Raw genomic sequence first — 19,352 nt, 5'->3', positions numbered from 1 at the left:
TTATCTCATCGATAACCTCTTTTGATTTAATTCAACTTCACTTCTATAACCTGGATGGTAGGAAGGTTTATACTTAATATACCCCAACTCCTGAAGCTGTTTAAAATATTTATGATAAGTTGGAATTGTATTAATATGTGACAATAACATAATCTTACGTCGGCTGACTCTAATCCTATGCCTTTCTTTCTGCCTATATCCCAAACTTAAAATTGCTGTTAAAATAGCCAAATGCCAAACATTTAGCTGTGGATCATCCATATAAATGGATAATTGATCTATTATTTGGTCTTCTGTTTTACTATTTGTTTGATTCATCTTTAAAAAGTTTTAGCAGATCATTTTTATTGTAGTAATAAGAACCAAGAACTTTCTTAAATCGGACTTTCTGCGTCATCCTTAAATTCTGTACTGAACCTGCAGAAATATCCAGAAGCTTTCTCACAGCCTTACTTTTCAGCCATTCAAGCTCTAATATTTCGGTTTTATCATTATTATTTTCTTGGATAATAGTTCGCATACTATCAATTAATAATATACCAAACTGTCTTAAATCTTCTTTAGTTACAATTTCCCCCATAACATATCTATTGTTTTTATTTTTTCTTTTTTGGAACAATAGCTTTTTTATCAGCCATTCATATAGCTAATGTAATAGAGTAACAAATAAATAATCGATATGGTGTTCTGAATGGAGTTTTTTGGCTTTAATTGACTCCTACCATAATGTATATCCAACATATAAACATCAAATCCTCAAAGCACATTTATTCATCCGCTACTCTACTTCATAAAAGAGCTTAATCGGATACCTAATAAAAGCATCTTTAAAAATCCAAATCTTCACCCAAACAGTATTTTTCAAGATCCTTTTACATGGCTTTCATAGCCATATATTTAGAAAATAATGACACTTAAAGTTTTTAGAAAATCTCATTAATTGATTTTTTCAAATCACATTGAACTATTTATTCAATGCCTTTTTCATCGCTTCCACTGTTTTTTTTATTCAAGAGCCAGTATGCTGTTTTGTCCCATTTCAAGAGCAAAGGTATACTAGTGTTCTTAACGCAGAAACAAGGTCATGCCCTACGGGTTTGTCAAAAAATCTCCACCCATTCGGGTTGTATTTGTTTGACAAAACCTTGCTCCTGCTAAACACTAACCTTTTATGCTCCTGAAACGAAACAAAGCATACTCCGGCTCTTTAGACGAATAAAAAAAATGTCAATAATGGAAAACAAAAGCATTAGAAATGGTAATAGAGTGAAACGAAACAGCTCCTCCTCTCATTACCGAATAAATAAAATAAAAATTTAACTCTAAAAAGTAAAGATTATGAACATTATCGGAAGACTGACAAGGGATGCGGAAATACGCACAACGTCAAAGGAAAAACAAGTAGTCAACTTTTCAGTAGCTACTAACGACAGCTATCGCAACAAACAAGGCGAACGTATAGAACAAACTACCTATTTCGACTGCTCTTACTGGATAAGTCCAAACGTAGTAAAGATACTAACTAAAGGCACTTTGGTAGAGCTTACAGGTAGAGTTAGCACAAGACCGTGGACAGCTAGTAACGGAGAAATAAGAGCAAGTTTAAACTTCCATACCTCAACTATCAAATTGCATGGAGGCGGTAAGAAAACAGAAAACGCTCAGACAAGCACCAAGGAACAGAAAACTAAAACTCCAAATCAGGAAGATGGAGACGATTTACCTTTCTAACACAAGTCATTTAATCTTTTTCAAATTTTAAAATCTCAACATCATGGCACATAATTTAAATTTCAACGAAAGAACTGGACGTTATTCTTTTTTAAGCGTTCAGGAAAAAGCATGGCACGGTTTAGGACAAATTGTACAAGATTATCCGACAAGTGCAGAAGCAATCCAACACGCAGGACTGGATTATGAGGTAATCAAAAGTCCGCTATACACTAAAGGTTCAGGAATTATTGAAAACACAAACACCATAGAAATTAGAGACAACGAACTAAACGTACCTAATTATTTTGCTACTATGCGTACTGATAACAACACCGTTTTGGGTGTGGTAGGCAAAGACTACCATATTGTACAAAATCGTGAGGCTTTTAGTTTTTTTGATGCTATTGTGGGTGGAACTGATGGAATCTTATACGAGACCGCAGGAGCTTTAGGTAATGGAGAGCGTATTTTCATAACTGCAAAACTACCTGATTATATCCGTGTTGGTAATGGCGATGATGTAACAGAAAAATATATTTTTCTCACTACTTCGCACGATGGTAGCGGAAGTATTACCGCAGCCTTTACCCCTGTTCGAATTGTTTGTCAAAATACGCTTAACGCTTCACTTCGCAATATGAGTAACGTGGTACGCATCCGCCATACTTCGGGAGCTAAACAACGTTTGGACAATGCCCACAAAGTAATGGGATTGGCTAACGAGTTTAGCAATCAATTGGAAAACATCTTCAATGACTGGGCGAAAGTAAAAGTAAGTGATAAGGAGGTAGAAAAATTGATACAGTTGGCACTTTGTCCCAATAAAGAAACCCTAGAGCATATCAAAAAGGGTAATAATGACGAAATCTCCACCGTGTTCAAAAATACTGTTGAAAGTGCTTTTGCTTATGCAATGACTAATGAGACCCAACAAATAGAAACCACAAAAGGAACTTTATTTGGGGCTTATAACGCTGTGACTGGCTACTACCAAAATGTACGCAATTATAAGGATGATGAAGCCAAATTACAATCCATTGTATTAGGTGGTACGGCACAGATAAAGTCCCAAAAAACATTCGAACTATGTAGCTCATTTGCAAAAATTGGTGCGAACGCTATCAACATAAATTTTTTGATGAATGGAAGTAATTGATTTGAACGGTTACGCTATTGAGGTAACCGACCTTGATGAAGCTATCAAAATAACGGCAGAATACAAAGACTACCAACAAGAGGGTAACGATTTTTCAGATTTCAATGAAAGACAAAAAGCCTATTGGCTGGATATGCACGAAAAGTTAACAGCAATTAAAAACGGATTAAACAACACTTTAAAAATTTAAAAGATGAATACTAATTTTTTCAATCAGATAGCAGAATTAGAAATCACTGGCGACTTACAGCTAACTATATCAAGAGGAGTAGAAAACAAACTGGTCGTTTCTATTCTACTGCAAAACGAACAATGCGGAGACAATGCCAAACAACTAATCCCACCTCTTAATCTTAGAGGGACAGCAGAAGAACTAGACGAGGGATTTTTTGAAAGTATTGCAGTACCCTTACAAACTGCTTCGGGTTTAATGGTCAATATGGAAGCCTATATGAAGCAATTGGAAAATGCCCAAAAACAATCGGCAATGGAAAAGGAAAAAACCGATAAGGAGAAAAAAGCAAAGGACGAAAAAGAAAAGAAATACAAAGAAGCTATGGCAAAGGCTGATGAATTGGACAACGATGGCAAACCCCGTGATGCCTGGATGAAAGTACCTAATCCTAACGATTATCCTGAATATGCCGAAGTCATACACAAACGTAAAAAAGAACTATCCGATAAATTCGCTTCGCCTAGTCTTTTCGGAGCAGAGCAAGAAAATGTTTAACGTCTAAATTGAATCATTATGTTATTAGCCACACAATTAGAAAGAGTATTTCTGTTTAACGATAAAGGACAAGAAATCAAACTCACAGACCCCGAACCAAAATGGAGTGTACAAGCCGTGTTAAACTTTTATTCGAATACTTATCCCATCCTTACAACTGCAAAAATTAGCACACATGTAATAAAGGATGATATGGTACAATACCGCTTTGAAAGTGCTATAGGGACAAAAGGTTAAACCAAAAACTATAAAAAATGACTTATGCAATCACATATCATAGCGGGTACGATACAGCTACCCAAAGAATCCAAACAAAAGCAACTACACCGTCAATTAGGAGAGTTCGCAAACCGGATGAAACGAACAAAGGATGCAAACGAAATCCGCAAGGACAAACAGCAGTCCGTACCAGTACCAATGTTGCCAATGGTTTTTTAAGAACTTCATTCCTGCCAGTTTTGGCAGAAACGAAAACTGCACAAGCTTGTAAGAAAACAGCAAACACGGAAAGAGATTTTTACCAATCTCTTTCCCAACTTGCAACACATTATAATATTAACCCCATTCACACCCAACCTTTTGGTTATCCATACAATATCGCTTTGGCTTTATGGGACACCAAAGAAAAACTAAAAGATAAGGTGAGGGATTGGGAAGAAATCAAACTCGTACAGGATAACCAAAAAACTTTTTTTACAAGTGAAGAACGATACAATACTAACTCTACACTCTATTATATTCCAGTAGTACCGCTTTATCGTTTGTTAAAAAACAATAAACGAAAACACAGTGCACAGCTTTTATTATCGGTTTGTAGTTATCTCTATCATAGTGTCAACATACCTTATTACAGACAGGAAAATAGTTTTCTTTATTATCAATACGAGATGTTAAAAGAATGGCAACTAACTGATGATGATTCCGAAGAAACATCCATTTATTTGAGTGAATTCGAACAAGCAGAATGGATTGGCGACAAAATGGAACAAAAAACCTTCAATACTGCCAATCTAACTTTTTTCAAAAAACGTTTAAACCGTTTTAAATTTAAGGACGTTTTTGAACAGGATTGTTTAAAATTAGCTCAAGAAGCCTATGCCCTTTTAGAGCAATATCCAAATGAAAATGTATTTCGAAATGCAAGACCCAACGATGAAGCAGACGAAAACGAAGAAGAAACAGATAACATTTTAACAATGGATTACTACATATCTTTTTATGCTGATGGAAAAGGTTGGCTAAATGAAAATATTATTCAATGCGTAAATAACGAATTACAAGAATACGGACAAATTGAAGAGCCTAGTATCGTTAAGCGTTTCGATGGAAGTGACATCACAGCAAACAATCTTGATTTTGAGAATAGATTGTTTGCCCTTATCGGAGAATTAATTTACCTATTAAACAATTTTTAAAACAATAGTGATGAAAGACATTACAGAAAATTTTGGAACGCTATACCATCCTAAATTGGCATTAGTATTCTACCAGACTAAAGGAATGAATTCAGACACCTATGTAGAATCTTTTGATATGGATAAAAATGGAAATCCTATTAATGCCCATCCCTTGACTGTAAGAGAAGCAAACCAACTGGTAAAAACATTAAAGACAGCCAAAGAAGAAAAAGAACCTTGTTTAAAATCAGACGGAATAATTAGCAATGCTATTTTACATATTAACCTTAATCAAAATAAGGTAATTTGGTTTACCAAAGCCATGCAAAGAGAACTGTGTTTTACAGAAAATCTAGGTATTCCAAATGGCAAGGCAAATGTCCCTCCTATGTTATGGATTGCCAACAAAAATAGTCTTTCTGTTTTTGCTTTGGGAAGCAGCCGCAGACCAAACGAAAATACAAAATTGTACAATGCTCCTTTTTTTAATGTATATGAAAATGGTAATGTTTGTATGGGAACGGTAGATGTTCAAATTAAGAAAATTGCTTCATTAGAAGAGTTTACAACCGCATGGGAAAGTTATTTTTTCAACAGCTACTTCAGTCATTTGATGCAGGACTATAATCCGATAAACGGAAACTGTGTAATACTTTGGGAAAGCCTTGTCAATACAAACAACACTTTTCCAAAAGAAGTATTAAAAAAGAATGATAAAACCTTAAAAGATATATTGTCATGAATATCGAAAAAACAAAAGTTCATTTAACGGACAACTATTTAATAAATCCCACAAACCCAATAGTGGTAAATCTTATCGGTGCAGGTGGTACAGGATCAAAAGTATTAACTTCCCTTATGGAAATGAATCACAGCCTTATTGCATTAGGTCATGCAGGTTTAAATGTTCGTCTTTGGGATGATGATATTATAACGGAAGCCAATTTAGGCAGACAACGATTTGCAGATTCTGAAACAGGACTGTACAAATCAGTGGCATTGATAAACCGTGCCAACCGTTGGTCGGGTACAAACTGGAAAGCGGAAACCATAAAATTTGAAAAAGACAGTTTGGATAGATTACCCGAAAATGCGGGAGCAACTATTTTTATTAGCTGTGTGGATAGCGTGAAAGCTCGTTTTGAAATTGCTGATATTTTGAAACAACTTAATAACAGTAGAGCTTATGCTAATCGTCCTCGTTATTGGATGGACTTTGGCAATAGCCAACACACAGGACAAGTGATACTATCGTCTATAGGTACTATTAAACAACCCAATTCAGAGAAATACGAAACCGTTGCTAACTTACCATTTGTAACCGAAGAATTTCCCGAACTGCTGAAACAGTCCGAAATTACAGATGACACTCCAAGTTGCTCCCTTGCGGAAGCATTGGAAAAACAAGATTTATATATTAATTCTGCACTTGCACAAATGGGAAGTTCTCTTTTATGGGGTTTGTTTCGCAATGGACTAACCCAATACAGAGGCTTTTTTCTCAATTTGAAAGACTTTAGGTCACAGCCCATCCCAGTTGGCTAAGCCAACCCCGATAGTTATCGGGGCGGGCTGCAAAAAGACACTCCTTTCCAATGGTCAGGAAAGTCTTTTTGCAGAAAAAAAGGTGCAAGCACTTTGGCAAAATGTGAATCCTCCCATTTCACCAAAAAGCTTGTAAATTATGCGTGAGGATACACACTATCCTCTTTATTTATTTTGTCCGACTTCTTTTCTTTTCACATAAGCGACCAAAGAAAAGAAGCAAAAGAACGTCGCTGAATTATTTATGATGAAATCAGAGTAAAAAGACACTCCCTCTCGATGGTCAGGAAAGTCTTTTTGCAGAAAAAAAGGTGCGAGCACTTTGCTAAAATGTGAATCCTCCTATTTCACCAAAAAGCTTGCGAGTTTTACATGAGAATATTCATTATCCTCTTTATTAATTTGGTCTAACTTCTTTTCTTTCCAAATAAGCGACCAAAAAAAAGAAGCAAAAGAACGTCGCTTTATTATTTATGATGAAATCAGAGTAAAAACACACTCCCTCTCGATGGTCAGGAAAGTCTTTTTGCAGAAAAAGGATACAAGCACTTTGCTAAAATGTGAATCCTCCCATTTTACCAAAAAGCTTGCGGATTTTGCATGAGAATATTCATTATCCTCTTTATTGGTTTGGTTTAACTTCTTTTCTTTCTACATCAGCGACCAAAGAAAAGAAGCAAAAGAATGCCGCTTGATTATTTTGGATTTTGCTTTTCAATTAAAACCACTTCTTCTTTTTCTTTCTTTTGTCTTGAATAACTCCAGAAGAACAAAAGTCCAAAAACAATCAAAATAAAAGCAATCCATTTTCCGGTACGCTCCAGAAAAGAAATCAATACTGATTTTTCATAACTCGAAAAGCCTTCCGCTCCCATTGGGCTTCTTCTATAAAATTTTCTTCTGTTAATCCAGTAACGAAGACCAAAACCACTTAACAAAGCTAAGGTGCTTAAAAACAATGTTGGATTCATAATGAGTACGTTTATATTTCACTCTTTTAATTTTAAAAAACGTTTCTTACCTATAACTTATTGTTTTTAAAAGGTTAAGAAATAAATATATTCAACAAATAGCAAGAGGCTGCCTCACCAAATGGTGAAACAGCCCCTTTTATGTTTTCTATTAAAATCAATTAATCTTTAACTTCATATCCTTGATAAGCTTTGCTTTAACCAAATCAGAATTTTCAATTTCTAATAGCTGATGTCTGCCACCGTTTTTTTCGAAAATTTCTATAAGGAGTACTTTGTCATTGGCAATAGTAAATAGATCCAACAGAAATATATTTCGCTCTATTGTATTACCTATAATTTCATCCAGCGGTTTATATATTCGCAATGGAGTTAACATTCTTTCTTGTATTACAGTACGTTTAGCCAGCTTTTTATCTACTACTTTGAAATCAATAAAATCAATTCGGAACGGCACATTGGTAAGATTACTAACCTCGGTATGGAAATAGAATTTATCGTCATGGATATAGATTCCTTTTAATAAAAATTGAATCCCAAAACTCTTAGTCTCAATATTTTTTATGAGTTGTTTGTCTTTTTTATAAATCGTTTCCATCAACTCACCTACTAATGATGGAGCATTTTTTCCTAATTCCTCAAAAAGAACATCATTACCATTCTCTCTACTTATTCCCTTTTGCATTTCCAAAAGATTGTAATTCATAGTAACTGGAAAAGAGTTGAAAAGCACATTGAAATTATAGAAACGTCCATCATCGGTAATCACCGAAAAATTAGTTTCTTCATCAAAATCGCGAACTGCTGCCTTTACTCGTAATACATTTTCTGCATCTTCCGCTTTGGCTGCAACCAGATAATCACTTCCTAAATCCACGTAGCGGATAACAGCAGGAAATATTAAGTGGGAAGTTTTACTGTAAGTTACTTCTATCTGGTAGGGCTCTATTTTTCCCAAGTCCAACTTTGTGATATTGTGAACACTATTTTGCGCTTGAGAGGGCATAGCATAGCCAAATACTAAAACCAATACTATTAGGATGTTTTTCATTGTTGTTTTCATATTGTATAAAGTTTAAAGAATTGAAATATTTATTTTTTAGAAACAAGGAACACTTGATGTCCTGCTTTGAGTGTTACTTTTGGAGTTCTCATTTTTTTAGAAAAATATCCAGAAACGCCCTGTACCAACCCACGACTCAAGTCTCCCGCTATTTGTTGTCCGGCAGAATTTGTCATCATAATACTGCTTCCCGAAGTCTGTCCCATATTAGCAGCCATTTCTTTGAAAGCACTCATTTCGGGAGAATAAGGCACAAACAAACCTTCTTGCCCATCCAGTCCATACACTATAATGTTAACCGGAATAATATTGCCATGCTGTTCTATCGAAGTAATTTTCATTTGGACACGTCCTTGTTGGAATTTTGAATTTGCAGTCAATACTGTACCTTGAGGAATAATATGATTTCCTATTTTGGCTGATTCTAATAAACGTAAACGAACACTACTCTCCTCTGTTAGCAGCTGTGTTTGTTGCACAACAGCACGGATACTATTTTTGGGTTGTATTTGCTGTTCCGTTTTCCCAACCGTATAAAATCCAAGGTTGTGATTTTCGCTCCAATTATCTATAAATATGCTATCCGTAGGTACTCTATATAAAGAAGAAACGACATTTTTACTGGCAGGAACAAATGCAACAAAAGTTTCTTTTTGGTTTGATGAACCAGAAAGTGCTGCTTTTTGTTCCTTTGGTTGTTCCCCTGAAACCCCATTTGTTGGAAGATATTTTGCAGCCATCTGATACGATTTCTCCATCAATTCCAATTGGCTTTCCACAGGATCAATTGCTGTCTCATTCTTTTTAACCAGCTGTTCTTTTAGCTCATTCAGTTGTTTACGCAGTTGCAATGTCTCCGGATTATCATTCTGATAAAAAGTACCCACTGCATTTTGTGCATTACGATAACTGTCTAAAGAAGAATTTGTGTTTCCTGCAATAGTATTCGAAGCTTCATTCCCATCTTCTGAAAGAACTGGAGTTGTACTATCAATATCGTCTTCTTTCCAATAATCAGAAAGAGACAATAATGATTTACGTTTTTCCAGATTCTTTTGCTCTAACATTGCCTCTTCATAGGCTTTTTGCTTATCATCCTGTAAACCATTATCAGTAGCTTCAGGAACCGAATCATTGAGACCTATATCTTCTGTCTTTTTCCTATTCTCGGATGGTTTAAATATTAAATACATACACCCTAGAAATACAATACTCATCAGCGAAAAAATAAGTGGCTTTTTAAATTTATTGACTTTATTTAAACTGCTTTCCAGCACTATATCCGAAGTATTATTTTGACTACCATCTGTAACAAAGACGGTATTTTTTTTATTTTCATTTTCTTTCATGACTTTTATTTTTTATGATTTTTAACAATGAATCCTGGATCGATATAGCGGATTCTTTCTTTTTAACAACTGGATTTTCAATATGCTCGATAACCAGACTGTGATTGGATTTACCTGTATCATACCAAACCTTTAGAATTACAGCTACAGTAAGAATCAGATAACCCAGAAAACAGTATAAAAGATAATTGTACTGTTGTTGCACAGGAAGTTCCCTCCATTGTTTATCAAGCTTTTCAAACCAAGTGTTTATATTTGCTCGTAATTTTTTCATACCTTAATTTTTATCGGATTTCACAGTTTAAACCGCCTGCTTCGGGAAGACAATTGCTGTTTACATGTATCTGACACCTGAGCGATGGCCTCTTTTGCTGTCGGAACTGAACTAGCTGTAAGAGAGGTCAGTTTAGATTGCTTTAGTAATTGCCCATAACCATCTATTCTTCTTACATACATTTCCATTTGCTGTAAATCGAATTTCCCGTTCTGATATCTTACACACATATTACACTTAATCTTTGGTTTGTCTTCACCATTCCATTGGAGATAAGTAGATAAATGCAGATGATTTTCTAACAATGGAACTTCTTTACCATTGTCCCAAGCTTCCAAAAACTCACCGATGCTATCCTTTAGTTTGCCTGCACAACAACCCTCCGTATGGAAATAGCCGTCATATCCTTTATCTGTGAGGATTTTTGAGAATGTATCTAAATCAAATTGCTGTTCCATATTCTTTGACTTTAACGTTCCATAATTTCGATATCATTATTGGCTACTACATTGAACTTTTCTATGTTGAAGCCTTGTGGATTGTTATCTGAACGAACTGAATTCACGAGATAACATGATGTTACTAGATTGCGCTTAGTTACATTACTGGATCTAATAATAAACTGTATAGCGTATGTTCTTACAGCATAAGGATAGTTGTCGAAATTGCACGCCACACTATCTATTTCTATACGTTGTTGTACATTCCCAGAAATAATGCGATTGTAATAGCCTTTTTCAGAAAGGTCTTTGTAGTAATCAAAAGCACTTTTGTCGGCGAGATTAAAAGCTCTTTTCATATTGCTTTCAATTGCATCCTTGTCGGGTGCCAGAGTGAAGAAAAGCTCGTGAAAACGTCTGACGTGTTCCCTGGCTTCAACAGGGCGATTGATGGAAGCATCCTGTGCCAAAGCCAGCATTAATGATTTACCATTGTCCAATACATACACCTTTTGTCTCTGCAACTCTGCAAAACAGTAGGATTGCCATACGGCATATCCTGTTACTCCTATACACAACAATGCAAATACAATCGCATACAATCTGATTTGCCTGAAACTATTTTCGATATTCCTTAAGGTTTTAAATTCCATTTTAACACTATTTAATATTATTACTTCATTAGTCTTCCTCCGATATTGCCCGCAACTGCTCCCGTACCAGCCCCTACAATATTTCCTGTTTTTGTGGTGGTTTGGTTTACATTTCGCATAAAATTACCTGCTCCCCCAGCCTGAATTATCCAACCCGTTACGGTAGGAATTGTGAAATATCCAATGATGCCAATGATCATAAAAATGATATACACCGTATTGGATGAATCAGGAATAAAATTAGGATCTGACAAACTTTCAATATCCTTCTGTAGTATTAAGGATTGTATCTTGGACAACATCGCACTAAAAAGATCAGCAACAGGCAACCAGAGATACACACTGATGTATCGGGTAAGCCATTGCGTCAATGTCGATTGAAATCCATCCCAGACTGAAATGGCAAAAGCTATCGGGCCTAATATAGATAAGACTATCAGGAAGAAAGTCCGTATCGTATCAATGACCAGCGCAGCAGCCTGAAACAGTATTTCCAAAAACTCCCGAAAACCATCACGAATTTCTTTTTTGACTCCGTACATTTCTCTTTCCATGTACATTCCAGACATGGTAACCAAATCTGAAGGAGACCAACCCAGTTCATCAAGTTTCTTATCAAACTCTTCATCTGAAACCAAATAAGCGGTTTCAGGGTTGCGAAGCATTGCCTCTCTTTCCAGTTGGTCTTTCTGTTGCTGTAAGGCATTCAAATCCAAAACTTGATTTTCTAAGATACTATGTGTCCCTTTAACCACAGGACTCAATACTGCATTGAGTGTCCCCAACACCATCGTTGGGAAAAACATAATGCAAAGTCCCAAAGCAAAAGGTCTGAGGAGCGGATAAACATCTATTGGTTCTGCACTGCTAAGTGCCTGCCATACCTTTAATGCTACATAAAATAAAGCTCCCAATCCCGCCAGACTTTTAGCTACTGCTGCCATATCAGCTGACAATGGCATCATCTCATCATAGAGCGTACGTAGTACTTCATGAAGGTTATTGAATTCCATGATTACCAATATTTTTGGTCAGCTGTTCCATAAAGTTCCAATACTCTTTTACTGTTATTGGCTTTTTTAGCTCTGAGATAGCTGACTGAAATATTTTTGTTGGTAAAGTAACGAACCAGATTGTGGTACTCCTTTACCTCCTTATAAACACCGTCAATAATATCCATACGCTCTTTATCATTCAAGGACAAAGTAGAAGCATTTACAATTTGTTTAAGCTCTTTCAGAAGTGATACACTCTCATTCAATAAGACAGAGTATCCATTGGCAATTGCTGAAAGTTCCTGTGCATTGAAATTAGGATCGTTCATCATTTTTCCAAAATTCTTTACATAAATCTCTGAAACATCTCCAACAAGTAGTACAGTCTGTTGTACTTTTCGGGCATCTTTAACCAAATTATTTACCGCCTTTAGCTTGTCATAATATTCTTTTCCCTGATTATACACTTTTTGGACTTCCTTAAAGTTGTTAATCATATTGGTCGCTGTGGTAGAAGTCTGTACAATTTGTCTCGCAGTATTGACAATACCCTGAGCCAAATTAGACGGATCTGTTACCACCCACTGCGCTTTAACGGTTGGTGTAACAGCAAATAGCAACGCTATATACACCATGAACATTAAATTTTTCATTGTTTTCAATTTTTAAAATGATTATTATTTATTTTCTTTTTTCTCAAGGACTATCCGTTTGATAGCCTGTTCTACATTTCCATCCAGTTCTCTGGCAAGGCGCATCACTTCTAACTTTTCGGTTTCTTCTGTCGTATAAGCCAAATACTCCTCCAAACTCACTTCTGTAGCATATACTGCTGAATGAGTACCTCCCAACCCAATCCAAACTTCTTTATATAACCTTCTGGGATCGTTATTCATGTTTATGGAAAGTACCTGTGCTTTTTCTTTTTCAGTGAGGCCAAGCATGGCTTGTATATCATCAAATTTGTTCATGTATTTTCGCTGATCCAACAGTATTTTACAATCCGAATTATTGATGATACTTTCCTTTACGATGGGTGATTGAATAATGTCATCCACTTCCTGAGTTACTACGATGGCTTCTCCAAAAAACTTTCTTACTGTTTTAAACAAATATTTGATGTATTCCGCCATTCCTTCTTTTGCAATAGCTTTCCAGGCTTCTTCGATAAGGATTAGTTTTCGTACTCCTTTCAGACGACGCATTTTATTGATAAAAACCTCCATTATAATGATGGTTACAATCGGAAAAAGAATTTTATGATCCTTTATGGCATCAATTTCAAACACAATAAATCGTTTAGAAAGTAAGTCTAATTGCTTGTCAGAATTCAGTAGGTAATCGTATTCACCACCTTTGTAATAAGGTTCTAATACATTGAGAAAATTGGCAAGATCAAAGTCTTTTTCCCGTACCTGTTTTTCTTCTAATACCTTTCTGTAGTCAACCTTCACGTATTCATAAAATCCATTGAACGAAGGAGATTCATCCTCTTGTTTAATGCGTTCGATGTAGCCACTCACGGCATTGGACAATGCTACTTCTTCTGAGCGGGTTGGTGGCTCGTCATCCCGTTTCCATAAGGTCAATATTAACGTTTTGATACTTTCTCTTTTCTCTATATCGAACACACCATCATCGGTATAGAAAGGATTAAAGGCTATAGGATTGTCTTCTGTATAAGTGAAATAAACGCCATCCTCCCCTTTTGTTTTCCCTTTGATGAGTTCACACAATCCCTGATAAGAATTCCCTGTATCTACCAGCAACACATGAGCACCTTGTTCATAATATTGTCTGACCATGTGATTGGTAAAGAATGACTTTCCTGAACCTGAAGGCCCTAGTATAAACTTGTTTCTATTAGTGATAATTCCACGCTTCATTGGTAAATCGGAGATGTCCAAATGGATGGGTTTCCCTGTAAGCCGGTCAGCCATCTTAATCCCAAAAGGTGATGGAGAACTTTGATAATTTGTTTCTTCAGTAAAAAAACACAGAGCTGGTTCTGTGAAGGTGTAAAAACTTTCTTCACTCGGAAAATCCCCTGAATTGCCTGGCATTCCTGCCCAGTAGAGTGTGGCTACATCTGTGGTGTTGTGCCTTGGTTTGCATTCCATCAGTGCCAAAGCACTACCCGTATCATTCTTTAACTGTTTTAGTTCAGCAGGATCTTCCGACCAAGCCATTACATTGAAATGAGCCCGAATAGATGAAAGCCCAAAAGAATGTGCTTCATTCAGATAGCGTTCTATCCATTCCTTATTGATTTGGTTCGCTCTGCTGTAACGTGCCAACGAGTGCATGTTTCTTGCTGATTTCTCAAACTTACGCAGGTTATCTTCGCTGTTATCCAGAAAAAGATATTGGTTGTAGATGTGATTGCAGCTTAACAACAATCCTACTGGTGCGGCAAAAGACAAAAGGCAATCACTTCTGTCTGTAGACAGTTTTTCATAACGAGTATCTGCCGAAACTGTTCCCGGTAAATCATCTGTATCTGATAAGGTATGCAGGCAAAGTCTTTTGTTTCCAATACGAACCTCTTCTGCTCCTAGAGCAATGTCTTGCATGGGAGTTTCTAATCCCCTTGAAAGGGTCAGGTATTGCTCCAATATTCCTTGCTTGTCATCCGTTCCAATGATGTCTTCTTCACTTAATCGCTCTAGTTTTACAAAACCACTGTCATTTATAATTCGTTCAAACTGCGCAACGGATTCCATAAAACGATGGATTGTTTCTTTATCTCTTATTTCTTTTGGAATAAGTACCCCTTTGCAAAGCGAAGAGAAATTACTCTGCATTCGCATACGTTCTTTAGTTGTTTTGGTAAGAAACAAATAGCAATAGTGATTCAGAAATGGACGCTCATTAAAATGTTGCTGGTAGGATTTTGCTAAAAAACTCAAATCCTCCTGAACAATATCAGGAGCATAATTTTCTTTGATGTACCAATCCTGTTTGTGAACTATCGTAAAATCCGGTAAAGTCTTAATAGCCTTATGCCAAGCAGAATGAATGGCTTCGTATTCCGCAGAAGCAACAGTGAAAAGTTCTGGAAGTCCAACCCTAAAACAAGCTGTGATATCCGCATCCTTTGATATAATGCAATTATTTTCTACCGCTAACAATGGAAACTTACTTTCCAATGTAGTCGCTTTTGATTTATTTCTCATGCGTACTTGGATTTAGTTTTGAACTTGAAATAACGGTGTATCCGCTTGCGACAGATGATATATTGAGGATGCCTTTTCTTGGCACTTATTTTCATTAATCCATGTTCTCCATGCTTTTTGTTCAGCGAAAAAGTCTGCCACACAATTAACAAAGCACCACCAGCTCCCAGAAATAGACAGACAAAGGAATTGACTCCGACCATGTACAAAATCATTATCAGGATAAGAATCCCAAGCAATCCTCCAGCGAAGAGGAACAGGTATTGCGCTTTCAAACCTTTAAATTCTACCGTCCTCCCAATGCCTTTGTTGATGTTGTAATTATTCATCAGCCAAAAAATTAAAGAAAGAACGAACGCAAAATGGTAGCCGACACAATCAGGAAGATACAGGCTCCAAACCAGCTTGCCGCAGTCTTGCTGGTATCAGGATCACCGCTACTAAACTTGTTGTACACTTTGACACCTCCGATAAGACCAACTACCGCTCCGATGGCGTAGATGAGTTGTGTAGCTGGATCAAAATAAGAGGTTACCATTTGAGTCGCCTCATTGATTCCTGCAGCACCGTTTCCCTGTGCCATCACACCAAAAGCTGACAGCGTTGACATAGCCATCAGCAATTTTTTTTTTCTTTGTTTTTCCATGATTTTGAATTAATTTGTTAGACATTCCTGCTCGTTGCAGGATTTTGGAGCAAATGTCTTTTGGAAACAGGAGTGTACTAATAAATTGTCCTTAAGTGGAGTTATTTGGCAGAAGAAGACGTATTCATTTATTTTATGATCATAAAAGATTGAATTTAAACCAATAAACATCTACATATCGCAAATCGAAATATGCGATTGGAGAAGAAATATTTCAAATCATCAAAGACTAAATAATACGGCTAATGATTTAAAAGTAAGCGGATAAATTCCTATAAACTAGTTCAAAAATGAATAGGTTTTAAGATCTAAAATATTTAGTTTTACCAGAATATAGAATTACACTACATAAAAGTAATTCAACTTTCAATAAACACTAAATGGCAATAAATAAGCATCAGATAATCAGATACAATAGACTGGATCGTTGTTTTAAAAATTTAGGTAAGGAATATAGCATTGAACATCTTTTAGAAGCTGTCAATGAAGCTATATTAGAATATGACTCAGCCAGTTCAGGCATAGAAATAAGAACGTTGCGTAAAGATATAAGCTTCATGAAAACTGCTTATAATGCACCTATTGAAGCAATTCGTGGTTCAAATGGTTTTTATTATCGTTATGATGATATAAAATTTTCTATCAATAATAGCCCATTAAATGACACCGAAGCTGAACAATTAAAAAATGCGGTATCCATTTTACAACGTTTTGAGGGTAGTCCTGAATTTGAATGGGCTAATCAATTAGGACCACTTATTAATGATAAATTTGGTCTAAAAAACCAAGATAAAAAAGTGATGTCATTAGAATCCAATATCGACTATAAGGGCTATAATTATATCACACCATTATTTAACGCAATTATTAATAAAACAGTAATTAAAATTAATTATGAACCTTTTGGTAAAGAGTCTTATAATATAATATTCCATCCTTATTTTCTAAAACAATACAACAACCGTTGGTTTCTTTTTGGATATAACGAATTCAATCAAAATCCGCATTGGAATTTAGCATTAGACAGAATCAATGGCAACATTGAAACTACAAATGAAAAATATAGAAACGACGATACCGACTGGCAAGAGTTTTTTGATGATATTATTGGAGTTTCAAAAGATCCAAATAAACAAACTGAAGAAGTCAAATTGGTTTTTAGTGAAGAACAAGCTCCTTACATTCAAACAAAACCATTACACTGGTCTCAAAAAAGTAAAGTATTAGAGGATGGAACACTTGAAGTCAGAATAAATGTTATCATTAATTACGAATTAGAAATGCGAATTCTTTCCTTTGGCGAAAAAGTAAAAGTAATTTCCCCTGATTCACTAATAATCCAAATAAAAGAACGAATACAAAAACAATTAAATAATTACTGATTTACTGTGCATGTATAATGCACAATAAAAACATAGCTTTACAAAACAAATTAACACCCCATGATAACAGGCGAATTAAAATCCCAAATTGACCGTATATGGAACGACTTCTGGACAGGAGGAATTTCCAACCCATTGACTGTAATCGAACAATTTACATACCTTATCTTCTTAAAACAACTAGACGATAAGCAAATCCTGATTGAAAAAGAAATTGCAATGCTGGGTGGTACCACCAAGAAAATGATTTATGCCGATAGCCAAAAGGAATTACGCTGGAGTTACTTCAAGGACAAAGATCCTGAGGTAATGTTTGATTTGTTCAGAAAGCCACAACGCCATTTAAACGATTTAACAGCCTTTGATTTTATGAAAACATTAGGTGCAGATGGTGGTAAGTTTACCGAATACATCAAAGGTGCTACTTTTATGATAGACACGCCTAAGTTGTTAGACAAAGTAGTACAGCAAATCGACAAACTACCGTTGAGCAATCGCGATACCAAAGGCGATTTATACGAATACATGCTGGGCAAAATTGCCGAAGCGGGTACCAACGGACAATTCCGTACACCTCGCCATATCATTCGCATGATGGTAGAACTAACCCAACCCAAAGCAGACGATACCATTTGTGACCCATCACTAGGTACAGCAGGTTTCCTGGTAGCGGCTGGACAATACTTTCACGACAAACACGATAAGATATTTTTAGACAAAAACTTCCGTGAACATTACAATACGAACATGTTTAACGGACTGGAAATTGACCCTTCCATGATGCGTATTGCCTCTATGAACTTGCAATTACATGGTATCGAATCACCGCAATTAGTCGGCGGTTCTGCGTTGGCGGAAAACAATACGATTAACGGAAAGTATTCGTTAGTACTAGCCAATCCTCCGTTTAAAGGAGCATTAGATTATGACGAAGTAGAAAGTAGTTTGTTGCAAATTACCAAAACCAAAAAGACCGAATTATTGTTCTTATCCTTGATTTTACGTATGTTAAAATTAGGCGGAAGAGCAGCAGTGATTGTACCTGATGGTGTATTGTTTGGAAGCTCAGGCGCGCACAAAAACATTCGTAAAGAATTGGTCGAAAACCAACAGTTACAAGGTGTTATTTCTTTACCTAGTGGGGTTTTTAAACCTTATGCCGGAGTAAGTACCGCTATTTTACTTTTCACTAAAACCAACTCAGGCGGTACGGATAAGGTTTGGTTCTACGATATGCAAGCCGATGGTTTTAGCTTAGATGACAAACGCAACCCTCAAATTTCAGAAGAAGTTTTTGAGCAATGTTTCAACAATCCTGAAAGTGTCTTAGAAGAGTTCAGAGGTAAATGTGACATCCCAAACATTTTGTTGGATTGGAAAAGCATCAATGAAAAACGACCAACCGAAAACTTTGGTGACAGAACTCAAAAATCCTTCCTAGTCCCAAAAGCTGACATTGTAGCTAATGATTATGACTTAAGTATTAACCGTTACAAAGAGATTGTTTATGACGAAGTGGTGTATGAAAAACCACAAACCCTGATAGCTGACATCAAAGCAATTGACCAAAAACGTATGGAAGCAATGAAAGATCTTGAAAAAATGTTAGGCTAAAAGTGGAGAATACCGGATTCTACACAAAGTAGTAAATTATAGAGAACAAGGGATTCTATGCTAACAATGACCTCTGGGTTATGAATCCTGCGCCCTGTCAAAGTACTATGACCGCGGAGAGGTTCGAACTGAAAACCCCAAATTTTAGTTGTGACCTCGACAGCATCCTGAGCTTGTTGAAGGGCAAACCGGTAACCTTTGTAAATGCAGAAGGATTCGAACCTTCGACCGACTGCTTAGAAGGCAGG

Annotated in this window: 23 protein-coding genes; 10 read left to right on the top strand and 13 right to left on the bottom strand. The window is 36.1% G+C overall.

The window, feature by feature from the left end; translation table 11 throughout:
- Both AAGV33_RS03295 and AAGV33_RS03290 read right to left on the bottom strand, forming a co-directional pair.
- Positions 1-318: a hypothetical protein gene (locus tag AAGV33_RS03295; RefSeq protein ID WP_026713440.1), complete on the bottom strand. Its 318-nt coding sequence runs from the start codon at positions 316-318 to the stop codon at positions 1-3.
- Positions 302-580 carry a DNA-binding protein gene (locus AAGV33_RS03290; protein ID WP_140487007.1) on the bottom strand — a complete coding sequence of 93 codons (279 nt, stop codon included), beginning with the start codon at positions 578-580 and terminating at the stop codon, positions 302-304. Before AAGV33_RS03290 ends, AAGV33_RS03295 begins: the two co-directional genes overlap by 17 nt.
- A gap of 758 nt (positions 581-1,338) precedes the next feature.
- Between AAGV33_RS03290 and AAGV33_RS03285 the strand changes: the two genes are divergently transcribed.
- From AAGV33_RS03285 to AAGV33_RS03250, 8 genes are read left to right on the top strand one after another with little or no spacing between them, the layout of a single operon-like run.
- Positions 1,339-1,731: a single-stranded DNA-binding protein gene (locus tag AAGV33_RS03285; protein ID WP_373390523.1), complete on the top strand. Its 393-nt coding sequence runs from the start codon at positions 1,339-1,341 to the stop codon at positions 1,729-1,731.
- A 43-nt stretch (positions 1,732-1,774) separates the two neighbouring features.
- The gene (locus AAGV33_RS03280) at positions 1,775-2,869 is read left to right on the top strand and encodes a DUF932 domain-containing protein (protein ID WP_373390522.1); all 1,095 of its coding nucleotides are present in this window, start codon (positions 1,775-1,777) and stop codon (positions 2,867-2,869) included.
- A complete protein-coding gene (locus AAGV33_RS03275; RefSeq protein ID WP_373390521.1) occupies positions 2,856-3,059 on the top strand; it encodes a hypothetical protein in 204 nt (67 codons plus the stop codon). The genes AAGV33_RS03280 and AAGV33_RS03275 overlap by 14 nt, the downstream gene beginning before the upstream one ends.
- A gap of 3 nt (positions 3,060-3,062) precedes the next feature.
- Positions 3,063-3,599 carry a PRTRC system protein E gene (locus AAGV33_RS03270; protein WP_373390520.1) on the top strand — a complete coding sequence of 179 codons (537 nt, stop codon included), beginning with the start codon at positions 3,063-3,065 and terminating at the stop codon, positions 3,597-3,599.
- Positions 3,600-3,617: 18 nt separating this feature from the next.
- Positions 3,618-3,836 (top strand): PRTRC system protein C, encoded by a 219-nt coding sequence (locus AAGV33_RS03265; RefSeq protein WP_373390519.1) that lies wholly within the window; start codon positions 3,618-3,620, stop codon positions 3,834-3,836.
- Positions 3,837-3,853: 17 nt separating this feature from the next.
- A complete protein-coding gene (locus tag AAGV33_RS03260; RefSeq protein WP_373390518.1) occupies positions 3,854-5,014 on the top strand; it encodes a hypothetical protein in 1,161 nt (386 codons plus the stop codon).
- A 10-nt stretch (positions 5,015-5,024) separates the two neighbouring features.
- Entirely contained in the window at positions 5,025-5,738 is a 714-nt protein-coding gene (locus AAGV33_RS03255; protein WP_373390517.1) for a PRTRC system protein B, read from the top strand.
- Entirely contained in the window at positions 5,735-6,541 is an 807-nt protein-coding gene (locus AAGV33_RS03250) for a PRTRC system ThiF family protein (protein ID WP_373390516.1), read from the top strand. Before AAGV33_RS03255 ends, AAGV33_RS03250 begins: the two co-directional genes overlap by 4 nt.
- A gap of 695 nt (positions 6,542-7,236) precedes the next feature.
- On the opposite strand, the gene AAGV33_RS03245 is transcribed toward AAGV33_RS03250, so the two are convergent.
- The 11 genes from AAGV33_RS03245 to AAGV33_RS03195 all read right to left on the bottom strand — a co-directional run bounded on the left by AAGV33_RS03245 (position 7,237) and on the right by AAGV33_RS03195 (position 16,108).
- Complete coding sequence (locus AAGV33_RS03245; RefSeq protein ID WP_373390515.1) at positions 7,237-7,512, bottom strand: molybdenum ABC transporter permease; 276 nt, start codon at positions 7,510-7,512, stop codon at positions 7,237-7,239.
- A 157-nt stretch (positions 7,513-7,669) separates the two neighbouring features.
- Complete coding sequence (gene traN / locus AAGV33_RS03240) at positions 7,670-8,563, bottom strand: conjugative transposon protein TraN (protein ID WP_373390650.1); 894 nt, start codon at positions 8,561-8,563, stop codon at positions 7,670-7,672.
- A 41-nt stretch (positions 8,564-8,604) separates the two neighbouring features.
- Positions 8,605-9,924 (bottom strand): conjugative transposon protein TraM, encoded by a 1,320-nt coding sequence (gene traM, locus AAGV33_RS03235; protein WP_373390514.1) that lies wholly within the window; start codon positions 9,922-9,924, stop codon positions 8,605-8,607.
- A complete protein-coding gene (locus AAGV33_RS03230; RefSeq protein ID WP_373390513.1) occupies positions 9,911-10,198 on the bottom strand; it encodes a nitrogen regulatory IIA protein in 288 nt (95 codons plus the stop codon). Before AAGV33_RS03230 ends, traM begins: the two co-directional genes overlap by 14 nt.
- 20 nt (positions 10,199-10,218) lie before the next feature.
- Positions 10,219-10,656: a hypothetical protein gene (locus AAGV33_RS03225; protein WP_373390512.1), complete on the bottom strand. Its 438-nt coding sequence runs from the start codon at positions 10,654-10,656 to the stop codon at positions 10,219-10,221.
- Positions 10,657-10,667: 11 nt separating this feature from the next.
- Positions 10,668-11,291, bottom strand: coding sequence for a conjugative transposon protein TraK (traK, locus tag AAGV33_RS03220; RefSeq protein WP_373390511.1), 624 nt, complete (start codon positions 11,289-11,291; stop codon positions 10,668-10,670).
- 20 nt (positions 11,292-11,311) lie between these two features.
- Positions 11,312-12,304, bottom strand: a complete 993-nt coding sequence (gene traJ / locus AAGV33_RS03215; RefSeq protein WP_373390510.1) for a conjugative transposon protein TraJ — start codon at positions 12,302-12,304, stop codon at positions 11,312-11,314.
- A 2-nt stretch (positions 12,305-12,306) separates the two neighbouring features.
- A complete protein-coding gene (locus AAGV33_RS03210) occupies positions 12,307-12,939 on the bottom strand; it encodes a DUF4141 domain-containing protein (protein ID WP_373390509.1) in 633 nt (210 codons plus the stop codon).
- Positions 12,940-12,963: 24 nt separating this feature from the next.
- Positions 12,964-15,462, bottom strand: coding sequence for a TraG family conjugative transposon ATPase (locus AAGV33_RS03205; protein ID WP_373390508.1), 2,499 nt, complete (start codon positions 15,460-15,462; stop codon positions 12,964-12,966).
- Positions 15,459-15,791, bottom strand: coding sequence for a DUF4133 domain-containing protein (locus tag AAGV33_RS03200; protein ID WP_373390507.1), 333 nt, complete (start codon positions 15,789-15,791; stop codon positions 15,459-15,461). The genes AAGV33_RS03205 and AAGV33_RS03200 overlap by 4 nt, the downstream gene beginning before the upstream one ends.
- Positions 15,792-15,802: 11 nt before the next feature.
- A complete protein-coding gene (locus AAGV33_RS03195; protein WP_373390506.1) occupies positions 15,803-16,108 on the bottom strand; it encodes a DUF4134 domain-containing protein in 306 nt (101 codons plus the stop codon).
- Between the two features lie 380 nt (positions 16,109-16,488).
- On the opposite strand from AAGV33_RS03195, the gene AAGV33_RS03190 reads away from it, so the two are divergent.
- Both AAGV33_RS03190 and AAGV33_RS03185 read left to right on the top strand, forming a co-directional pair.
- Complete coding sequence (locus AAGV33_RS03190; protein WP_373390505.1) at positions 16,489-17,490, top strand: helix-turn-helix transcriptional regulator; 1,002 nt, start codon at positions 16,489-16,491, stop codon at positions 17,488-17,490.
- A gap of 60 nt (positions 17,491-17,550) precedes the next feature.
- A complete protein-coding gene (locus AAGV33_RS03185) occupies positions 17,551-19,104 on the top strand; it encodes a class I SAM-dependent DNA methyltransferase (RefSeq protein WP_373390504.1) in 1,554 nt (517 codons plus the stop codon).
- The last annotated feature ends 248 nt before the right edge of the window (positions 19,105-19,352 follow it).

Origin of the sequence: Flavobacterium magnesitis, assembly GCF_041729735.1 — a bacterium.
GTDB lineage: Bacteria > Bacteroidota > Bacteroidia > Flavobacteriales > Flavobacteriaceae > Flavobacterium > Flavobacterium magnesitis.
The sequence above is the reverse complement of the archived record's forward strand: the minus strand, read 5'-3'. Positions and strand labels throughout refer to the sequence as shown.

What these genes read in the sequence shown, in the direction of transcription:
- AAGV33_RS03295 (WP_026713440.1), bottom strand. Translation starts at nt 318, where the DNA reads ATGAATCAAACAAATAGTAAAACAGAAGACCAAATAATAGATCAATTA.
- AAGV33_RS03290 (WP_140487007.1), bottom strand. Translation starts at nt 580, where the DNA reads ATGGGGGAAATTGTAACTAAAGAAGATTTAAGACAGTTTGGTATATTA.
- AAGV33_RS03285 (WP_373390523.1), top strand. Translation starts at nt 1,339, where the DNA reads ATGAACATTATCGGAAGACTGACAAGGGATGCGGAAATACGCACAACG.
- AAGV33_RS03280 (WP_373390522.1), top strand. Translation starts at nt 1,775, where the DNA reads ATGGCACATAATTTAAATTTCAACGAAAGAACTGGACGTTATTCTTTT.
- AAGV33_RS03275 (WP_373390521.1), top strand. Translation starts at nt 2,856, where the DNA reads ATGGAAGTAATTGATTTGAACGGTTACGCTATTGAGGTAACCGACCTT.
- AAGV33_RS03270 (WP_373390520.1), top strand. Translation starts at nt 3,063, where the DNA reads ATGAATACTAATTTTTTCAATCAGATAGCAGAATTAGAAATCACTGGC.
- AAGV33_RS03265 (WP_373390519.1), top strand. Translation starts at nt 3,618, where the DNA reads ATGTTATTAGCCACACAATTAGAAAGAGTATTTCTGTTTAACGATAAA.
- AAGV33_RS03260 (WP_373390518.1), top strand. Translation starts at nt 3,854, where the DNA reads ATGACTTATGCAATCACATATCATAGCGGGTACGATACAGCTACCCAA.
- AAGV33_RS03255 (WP_373390517.1), top strand. Translation starts at nt 5,025, where the DNA reads ATGAAAGACATTACAGAAAATTTTGGAACGCTATACCATCCTAAATTG.
- AAGV33_RS03250 (WP_373390516.1), top strand. Translation starts at nt 5,735, where the DNA reads ATGAATATCGAAAAAACAAAAGTTCATTTAACGGACAACTATTTAATA.
- AAGV33_RS03245 (WP_373390515.1), bottom strand. Translation starts at nt 7,512, where the DNA reads ATGAATCCAACATTGTTTTTAAGCACCTTAGCTTTGTTAAGTGGTTTT.
- traN (WP_373390650.1), bottom strand. Translation starts at nt 8,563, where the DNA reads ATGAAAAACATCCTAATAGTATTGGTTTTAGTATTTGGCTATGCTATG.
- traM (WP_373390514.1), bottom strand. Translation starts at nt 9,924, where the DNA reads ATGAAAGAAAATGAAAATAAAAAAAATACCGTCTTTGTTACAGATGGT.
- AAGV33_RS03230 (WP_373390513.1), bottom strand. Translation starts at nt 10,198, where the DNA reads ATGAAAAAATTACGAGCAAATATAAACACTTGGTTTGAAAAGCTTGAT.
- AAGV33_RS03225 (WP_373390512.1), bottom strand. Translation starts at nt 10,656, where the DNA reads ATGGAACAGCAATTTGATTTAGATACATTCTCAAAAATCCTCACAGAT.
- traK (WP_373390511.1), bottom strand. Translation starts at nt 11,291, where the DNA reads ATGGAATTTAAAACCTTAAGGAATATCGAAAATAGTTTCAGGCAAATC.
- traJ (WP_373390510.1), bottom strand. Translation starts at nt 12,304, where the DNA reads ATGGAATTCAATAACCTTCATGAAGTACTACGTACGCTCTATGATGAG.
- AAGV33_RS03210 (WP_373390509.1), bottom strand. Translation starts at nt 12,939, where the DNA reads ATGAAAAATTTAATGTTCATGGTGTATATAGCGTTGCTATTTGCTGTT.
- AAGV33_RS03205 (WP_373390508.1), bottom strand. Translation starts at nt 15,462, where the DNA reads ATGAGAAATAAATCAAAAGCGACTACATTGGAAAGTAAGTTTCCATTG.
- AAGV33_RS03200 (WP_373390507.1), bottom strand. Translation starts at nt 15,791, where the DNA reads ATGAATAATTACAACATCAACAAAGGCATTGGGAGGACGGTAGAATTT.
- AAGV33_RS03195 (WP_373390506.1), bottom strand. Translation starts at nt 16,108, where the DNA reads ATGGAAAAACAAAGAAAAAAAAAATTGCTGATGGCTATGTCAACGCTG.
- AAGV33_RS03190 (WP_373390505.1), top strand. Translation starts at nt 16,489, where the DNA reads ATGGCAATAAATAAGCATCAGATAATCAGATACAATAGACTGGATCGT.
- AAGV33_RS03185 (WP_373390504.1), top strand. Translation starts at nt 17,551, where the DNA reads ATGATAACAGGCGAATTAAAATCCCAAATTGACCGTATATGGAACGAC.